A 7331-nucleotide genomic window follows, 5' to 3' on the forward strand; every position below is an offset into this window, starting at 1 on the left:
TGCCCGGTGTTCCGTACCGTACGGCTCCGGGCGCCGCCGGGGCGGTCAGCCCGGGATGATCCGCTTGCCCGGCCGGACCGGGACCTCCCGGAACCCTTCCCAGAGGTACGAGTCCTTGATGACCTCCAGCACGGTCAGCGCCTCGGCGTGGGCCACCCCGTTCACCCGGCGGACCCGTTCGGTCAGCAGCTCCGCGAGATGCTCCAGATTCCGGCAGCGGACGTCCACGATCAGGTCGTAGGGGCCGACGCAGGAGGCGACGTACCGCACCTCCGGCATCCGGGACAGCTCATGGGCGACCAGGGCGACCGGGATGTGATGGACCCGGACCGCCAGATGGACCTCCATCTCGCCCATCCGCACCGCGTCGGTCATCCCCACCACCTGGAGCACGCCCCGGCGCTGGAGCCGCTGATAGCGGGCGCGTACGGATGCCTCCGAGAGTCCGACCGTCCGGCCGATCTCGGCGAACGAGCGGCGGCCGTCGACCCTGAGCTGGTCGATGATCTGGCGGTCCAGGTCGTCGATCACCGGGGGCCTCCGGAGGGTGCGGAAACGGATCTCTGTCAGCACCATCATCCGCCCACCCTGCTGACCGTCCTATGTCCCGGGTCACATCCGGCGTTGCGAGATGCGTGGAAATCGGGGGGTGTTTCCACGGGATTCGTTTCGGTTTCATCTATCCGGCCCGGGGGCCGTTCACCGACGCTTTCCCCATCCGAAACCCCGGCCCCCGGCGGCCCGCCCCCCGGGGCCGCCGCAAGGGGCTCCGGGCCCCTCCGCCCCGGCCGCCGCACCCCCGCGCCGGCCCCCGCGGCGACCGGGCCCGGACCGGAACCGCCCCCGGAGAAGGAGTTCAGCGCCATGCACACCACCCCGCCCCCCGACCGGACGTACCGCCGGGCACCGCGGTGACGGTCGCCACGACCACCACCGGTACGGCGCCCCGGCGCCCGGGGCGGCCCCAGGCCCCGCCCGCCCGGGAGCCGCGGGCCCGCCGGGCCGCGGTCACCACCCTGCTGCTGGCGCCCGCCGGGATCACCGTCGCCGGACTGGTCCTGGTCCCGCTGCTGCTGGTGATCCGGAACAGCTTCGCCTCCGCCGACGCCTACGGCGGCATCCAGGGCGGCTGGACCCTGACCAACTACCAGGACCTGATGGACCCCGTCTATCTCAAGGTCTTCGGCTACAGCCTGGGCATGGCCGCCCTGAACACCGCCGTCTGCCTGGTCCTCGGCTATGTCGTCTCGTACTACCTGGCGAGCCGGTCCCCGCAGCGCCAGATGCTCCTGCTGCTGCTGATCATCGTGCCGTTCTGGACCGACTTCCTGGTCCGCACCTTCGCCTGGATCAATCTGCTCAGCCCCGGCGGCCCGGTGAACAGCCTCACCGACGCGATCGGGTTCACCGACGGCGCCACCCAGTGGATCCCCAGCCAGGGCGCGTCCTTCGTCGGCCTCGTCTACGCCTTCCTGCCCACCGCGATCTTCCCGATCTACGCCGCCCTGCGCGGCGTCGACAACTCCCTCGGCGAGGCCGCCCGGGACCTGGGCTGCGGCTGGTGGCGGGTGCACACCCGGGTCCTGCTGCCCATCGCCCGGCCCGGGATGCTGGCGGCGGCGCTGCTCACCTTCATCCCGACCCTCGGCGTGTTCGTGATCCCCGTCCTGCTCGGCGGCGGACGCGACCAGCTGGTCGGCAATCTGATCGTCACGCTCTACACCGAATTCCGCAACCAGCCGATGGGCGCCGCCGCGTCCGTGGTGCTGCTGCTCCTGATGGTGGCCTCGATGGCGGTATTCGGACTCGCCGCCCGGCGGCTGAGGAGGAAGTCGGCATGAAGCACGCCCTCGACACCGTGACCGCGTGGCTCGCCCGCGGCGTCATCGCCTTCCTCTACATCCCCATCGTCGTCGTGGTGGTCCTCTCCTTCAACGACTCCGAGGTCACCTACAAGTGGGCCGGATTCAGCACCCGCTGGTACGGGGAGCTGTCCCGGAACACCGAACTCCTGGCCGCCCTGCGGATCAGCGCCGAGACGGCCCTGGTCTCCGCCACCCTCGCCACCCTCTGCGGACTCCTCGCCGCGATGGGCATGGCCCGGCTGCGGGCCCGCGGCAAGGCGGTCTTCTCCGGCGGGCTCTTCCTGCCGCTGATCATCCCGGAGATCGTGCTGGGCGTCGCCCTGCTCTCGGTCTTCGGCGCGATGAGCGCCGACCTCGGGATGCGGACCCTGATCCTGGGCCATCTGGTGGTGACCCTGCCGTACGCGGCGCTGATCGTCCTCGGCGCCTACAACGCCCTCGACCCGTCGCTGGCAGAGGCCGCGACCGACCTCGGCTGCAACGCCTGGCAGTCGTTCCGCCGGGTCACCCTGCCCCTGCTCAGACAGCCGCTGCTGGCCGCCTGGCTGCTCAGCTTCACCATCTCCTTCGGCAATATCGTGATGTCGACCTTCACCAACGGCATCGGCAGTACGACCCTGCCGCTACGGGTCTACTCGATGCTCAAGGGCGGCCTCACGCCCGAGATCAACGCCCTGGGCACCCTGCTCGTCCTCTTCACCCTGCTGATCATCCTCGGCGTCGGAGTGCGGCAGATGCGGCGCGTCCTGCTCGGCGCGGGGCGCTCCTGACCCCGGCTCCGGTTCCTTCCGGCCTCTCAGGCCCTCTTCGGACTTCCCCTCCCCGCGGCCCCGGCCCCTCCCGGCCCCCGGCCCGTACGAAAGGCACCACCCATGCGCACCAGAAGCATCTCCAGAGGCGTACTCGCGGTCTCCGTGGCCACCGTCACCGCACTCGTCGCCACCGGCTGCGGCGGCTCGGGGTCCGCCTCCGGCGGTGGCGGCAAGAAGCTCAATGTCTACGCCTGGGCCGGGGAGATCCCCGACACCGTGGTGAAGAAGTTCGAGCAGGAGACCGGGATCGACGTCACCCTCGACACCTTCGACAGCAACGAGACCATGACCGCCAAGCTCAGCTCGGGCTCGGCCGGTTACGACCTGGTGGAGCCCAGCCAGTACAGCGTGCAGCAGTTGATCGGCCAGAAGCTGATCCAGCCGCTGGACCACTCCCGCGTCAAGGGCCTCGACAACCTCGCGGACAAGTTCCGCGACCCGTCGTACGACCCCGGGAACAAGTACTCGGTGCCGTGGATCTGGGGCACCACCGGCTTCGCGTACAACAAGAAGTGCATCCCGTCCGCGACCAGCTGGCAGACCCTCTTCGACGAGAAGTACCAGGGCAAGGTCTACATGCTGGACAACATGCTGGCGGCGTACATCGCGGGCCTCCAGGTCACCGGCGCCCGCGCCACCAGCACCGACAAGGGCGAGATCGAGGCCGCCACCGACGCCCTGACCGACCAGAAGAAGATGCTCGCGGGATACAACTCCACCAACTACCCGCAGCTGCTCTCCACCGGGCAGGCGTGCGCCGCCCAGGCGTGGAGCGGTACGGCGATGGCGAAGGTCGTCGCCGCCAACCCCGACGTCCAGTACGTCCTCCCCGAGGAGGGCGGCTCCATCTGGACCGACGGCCTCGCGATCCCCAAGGGCGCCAAGAACACCGACGCCGCCTACCAGTTCATCAACTTCCTGCTCCGCCCCGAGATCGCGGCCATGGCCACCGACGACGGCGGCAGCGCCAGCACCAACGCCGAGGCGCGCGACTTCGTCAAGGACAAGAAGGCGCTGGACAACCCGGCGATCTACGCCCCCGACGCGGCGGTCGCCAAGGCGGACTTCCTGCTCGACCCGGGCACCGCGATGAAGCACTTCCAGCAGGGCTGGACCAAGGTGAAGGCGTCCTGACCATGACCACCGACACCATCACGACCGCCCCCGGGGCGGCCCCCGGCCCCGGCGCCGTACCGGCCGTACGGCTCACCGGAGTCGGCAAGACCTTCGGCGGCACCCCCGCCGTCTCCGATGTCACCCTCGACATCCGGCGGAACGAGTTCTTCTCCATCCTCGGTCCTTCCGGCTGCGGCAAGACGACCCTGATGCGGATGATCACCGGCTTCGAGACGCCCACCGAGGGCACCGTCGAACTCGGCGGCACCCCCGCCGCCGGAACCCCGCCCCACAAGCGCGATCTGAACATGCTCTTCCAGAGCTATGCCCTCTTCCCCCATCTCTCCGTCGCCGGCAATGTCGCCTTCGAACTGAAGGTACGGAAGACCAGGCCCCGGGCCGAGATCGGCGAAGCGGTCCGCGAAGCCCTCGCCCTGGTCCGGCTGGAGGGATACGGCGACCGGTCGATCGCCCAGCTCTCCGGCGGCCAGCGGCAGCGCGTCGCGATCGCCCGCGCCCTGATCGGCCGCCCGTCGCTGCTGCTGCTCGACGAACCGCTCGGCGCCCTCGACCAGAAGCTCAGGGCCGAGATGCAACTGGAGCTGAAGAAGATCCAGCGGGAGGTCGGGGTGACCTTCGTGACCGTCACCCACGACCAGGAGGAAGCCCTCACCATGTCCGACCGGATCGCCGTCATGGACGGCGGCCGGGTCCTCCAGGTCGACACCCCCGAGGCGATCTACGAACGCCCCGCGACCCGGTTCGTCGCCGACTTCATCGGCACCTCCACCTTCCTCGCCGGGACCGTCGCCGGTGACGTCGTCGACGTACCCGGCCTCGGCCGTGTCCCCGCGCCCGGCGGCCACGGACTCGCCGACGGCACCGAGGCCCATCTCGCCGTACGGCCCGAGAACGTCCGGCTGGCCCCCGCCGGGGAACGCCCGCCCGGCTGCGGAGCCGTACTCGACGGCACGCTCCGGCAGATCGTCTACCTCGGCCACGCCACCCGCTACCACCTGACCCTCGCCGACGGAACGGCCCTGGTCGCCGAGGCGGCCGGGGCCGACCGGGGCACCCTCGCCGCCGGCACCGCCGTCACGGCCGGCTGGGACCCCGAGCGGTCCCGGCTGCTCCCCGAATGACCCCGGCGATCCGCCCCGGCGGACCGGACCCGGACCCGGGCCGTCCCGTGACCCGGGCCGCCGGGCGGGACCGGACCCCGGACCACCCCCACCACCCCCAGCAAGGAGACACGGCCGTGAAGGTCGCCGCAGCCCAGTTCGCCCCCACCGCAGACGCGGCGGCCAACCTCGCGGTCATCGAGGAGATGACCGCCGAAGCCGCCGCCTCCGGCGCCGAACTCGTCGTCTTCCCCGAGGAGTCGATGCTCCCGTCCGACGTCGCCGACGAGACCGGTACCCCGCTCCGCGCCCTCGCCACCGCCCACTGGGAGCCCTTCCTCGACGGGCTCTCCCGGATCGCCCGCAGCCACGGCACCGCGATCGTCGCCGCGGGCTACGAGGACAGCGGTACGGCCCTGCCGTACAACACCATGGCCGCCGTCGACGCCACCGGCGAAGTCCTCGGCCTCTACCGCAAGATGCACCTCTACGACGCCTTCGACTACAAGGAGTCGCGCCGGATCCAGCGCGGCGACACCGGCCCCGTCGTCGTCCGGATCGGCGACTTCAACGTCGGACTCGTCAACTGCTACGACATCCGCTTCCCCGAGTTCACCCGCTCCCTGGTGGAGATGGGCGCCGACCTCCTCGCCGTCTCCGCCGCCTGGGTCAAGGGCCCTCTCAAGGAGGACCACTGGCAGACCCTGCTGCGGACCCGGGCCATCGAGAACACCTGCTGGGTCGTCGCCTCCTCCCTCACCACCCCCGACTGCATCGGGATGTCGATGGCCGTCGATCCGCTCGGCGTGGTCCGCGGCGCCCTCGGCGAGGAGGAGCGGTCCCTGTTCGTCCTCGACGCCGACAAGGACCGGATCGACCGGGCCCGCACCGTACTGCCCGTACTCCGCAACCGCCGCATCATCATCGGACCGAGGTGACCCGCAGCCATGCCGCTCGACATCCGTGAACTCCCCGCACCCCTCGACACCGCACTCGCCGACCGGCTGCGGACCGTCGACTTCCCCACCCTCGGCCACTATCTGGAGGAAGGTTTCTGCAATCCTGCCCTCCAGCGGGTCGCGGGCACCGGCAAACTGGTCGGCCGGGCCGTGACGGTCCGTACCACCGCCACCGACTCGACCCTGCTCCACCACACCGCCGGACTCGTCGGCCCCGGTGATGTCGTCGTCGTGGACACCGGCGGCGACCGCCGGCACGCCCCCCTCGGCGAGGTCGTGGTCAACGCCCTCGCCGCGCGCGGCGCCGCCGGAGCGGTCGTCGACGGGCTCTGTACCGATATCGAGGCGCTGCGGGCGGTGGGACTGCCGGTGTACGCGTACGGCCGCACCCCTCTGACCACGAAGCTGCACGGTCTCGCGGACGGCTCCCTCTGCGCCCCCGTCACCTGCGGCGGGGTCCCCGTCCACGCCGGTGACATCGTGCTCGGCGACGCCAACGGCCTGATCATCGCCCCGGCGGGCCGGCTCGCCGCCGTACTCGACGAGGCGCTCACCGACGACGCCGAGGAACCCGCCCTGGTCGCCGAGTTGTGGGCGGGCGCGAGGCTCGGCGACCTCACCGGCGCGACCGAGACGGTACGCCGACTCACCGCCTGACCGTTCCTTCCCCCACTCCGAAAGGACCACCGTGTTCCTGAAAGCCGCCGTCAACGGCGGGCGCACCCCGACCGAGTGCCCCACCGTCCCGGTCACCGCCGAGGAGATCGCCGCCGACACCCGTGCGGTGCTCGCCGCCGGAGCGGACGTCGTCCACTTCCACGTCCGCACCCCGGACGGCGGCCAGACCATCCGCCCCGACGCCCTCGCCGAAGTCCTCCGGGCGATCCGCGCCACCGCCCCGGACGCCGTGGTCGGCACCACCACGGGACTGTGGACCTGCTCGGGCCCCGAGGAGCGGTACGAACTGGTGAAGTCCTGGGATCCGATGCCCGACTTCGCCTCCGTCGCGTTCTGCGAGGAGGGCGCCACCGAGACCGCCGAACTGGTCGTGGAACGCGGCATGGTGCTGGAGAGCGCCGTCTGGACCATGGACGACGTCCCGGCCCTTCTCGCCTCGCCCACCCTCCACCAGAACGTCCGGATCCTGATCGAACCGGTCGAGGAGGACCCGGAGGCGGCGGTCGTCGCGGCCCGCGCGATGGCCGACCGTATCGTCGCCGCCGGAGTGACCTGCCCGATCCTCTACCACGGCGAAGGCGCCACGGTCTGGCCCCTGGTCCGCGCGGCGATCGAGGACGGCCACGAGACGCGCATCGGCTACGAGGACGGCACGACGCTCCCCGACGGCACCCCGGCCCCCGACAACGCGTCCCTGGTCCGCGCGGTCCGCACGCTGTCCGGCTGACCCCGGCCGCCGGGGCGCGGGGGCTCCCCCGCGCCCCCGCGCCCCGGCGCGCC

At 71.5% G+C, this 7331-nt stretch carries 8 protein-coding genes; 7 read left to right on the forward strand and 1 reads right to left on the reverse strand.

Annotated features, from left to right (window positions below; all coding sequences use genetic code 11):
* Window positions 1-45: 45 nt before the first annotated feature.
* Window positions 46-579: an Lrp/AsnC family transcriptional regulator gene (locus ABZ714_RS28160; protein ID WP_358828154.1), complete on the reverse strand. Its 534-nt coding sequence runs from the start codon at window positions 577-579 to the stop codon at window positions 46-48.
* A 332-nt stretch (window positions 580-911) separates the two neighbouring features.
* Between ABZ714_RS28160 and ABZ714_RS28165 the strand changes: the two genes are divergently transcribed.
* The 7 genes from ABZ714_RS28165 (at window position 912) to ABZ714_RS28195 (ending at window position 7278) form a co-directional block, all read left to right on the forward strand.
* The gene (locus ABZ714_RS28165) at window positions 912-1841 is read left to right on the forward strand and encodes an ABC transporter permease (protein WP_358828155.1); all 930 of its coding nucleotides are present in this window, start codon (window positions 912-914) and stop codon (window positions 1839-1841) included.
* Window positions 1838-2635 (forward strand): ABC transporter permease, encoded by a 798-nt coding sequence (locus tag ABZ714_RS28170; protein ID WP_358828156.1) that lies wholly within the window; start codon window positions 1838-1840, stop codon window positions 2633-2635. Before ABZ714_RS28165 ends, ABZ714_RS28170 begins: the two co-directional genes overlap by 4 nt.
* A 102-nt stretch (window positions 2636-2737) precedes the next feature.
* The gene (locus tag ABZ714_RS28175; RefSeq protein WP_358828157.1) at window positions 2738-3811 is read left to right on the forward strand and encodes a spermidine/putrescine ABC transporter substrate-binding protein; all 1074 of its coding nucleotides are present in this window, start codon (window positions 2738-2740) and stop codon (window positions 3809-3811) included.
* Between the two features lie 2 nt (window positions 3812-3813).
* On the forward strand, window positions 3814-4935 hold the full coding sequence (locus tag ABZ714_RS28180; protein WP_358828158.1) for an ABC transporter ATP-binding protein: 1122 nt from the start codon (window positions 3814-3816) through the stop codon (window positions 4933-4935).
* A gap of 116 nt (window positions 4936-5051) precedes the next feature.
* Complete coding sequence (locus ABZ714_RS28185; protein ID WP_358828159.1) at window positions 5052-5852, forward strand: carbon-nitrogen hydrolase family protein; 801 nt, start codon at window positions 5052-5054, stop codon at window positions 5850-5852.
* A gap of 9 nt (window positions 5853-5861) precedes the next feature.
* Complete coding sequence (locus tag ABZ714_RS28190) at window positions 5862-6530, forward strand: RraA family protein (protein ID WP_358828160.1); 669 nt, start codon at window positions 5862-5864, stop codon at window positions 6528-6530.
* Between the two features lie 31 nt (window positions 6531-6561).
* The gene (locus tag ABZ714_RS28195) at window positions 6562-7278 is read left to right on the forward strand and encodes a 3-keto-5-aminohexanoate cleavage protein (protein ID WP_358828161.1); all 717 of its coding nucleotides are present in this window, start codon (window positions 6562-6564) and stop codon (window positions 7276-7278) included.
* Window positions 7279-7331: the final 53 nt, after the last annotated feature.

The sequence above is a fragment of the Streptomyces sp. NPDC006798 genome, assembly GCF_040635975.1.
Taxonomy (GTDB): domain Bacteria; phylum Actinomycetota; class Actinomycetes; order Streptomycetales; family Streptomycetaceae; genus Streptomyces.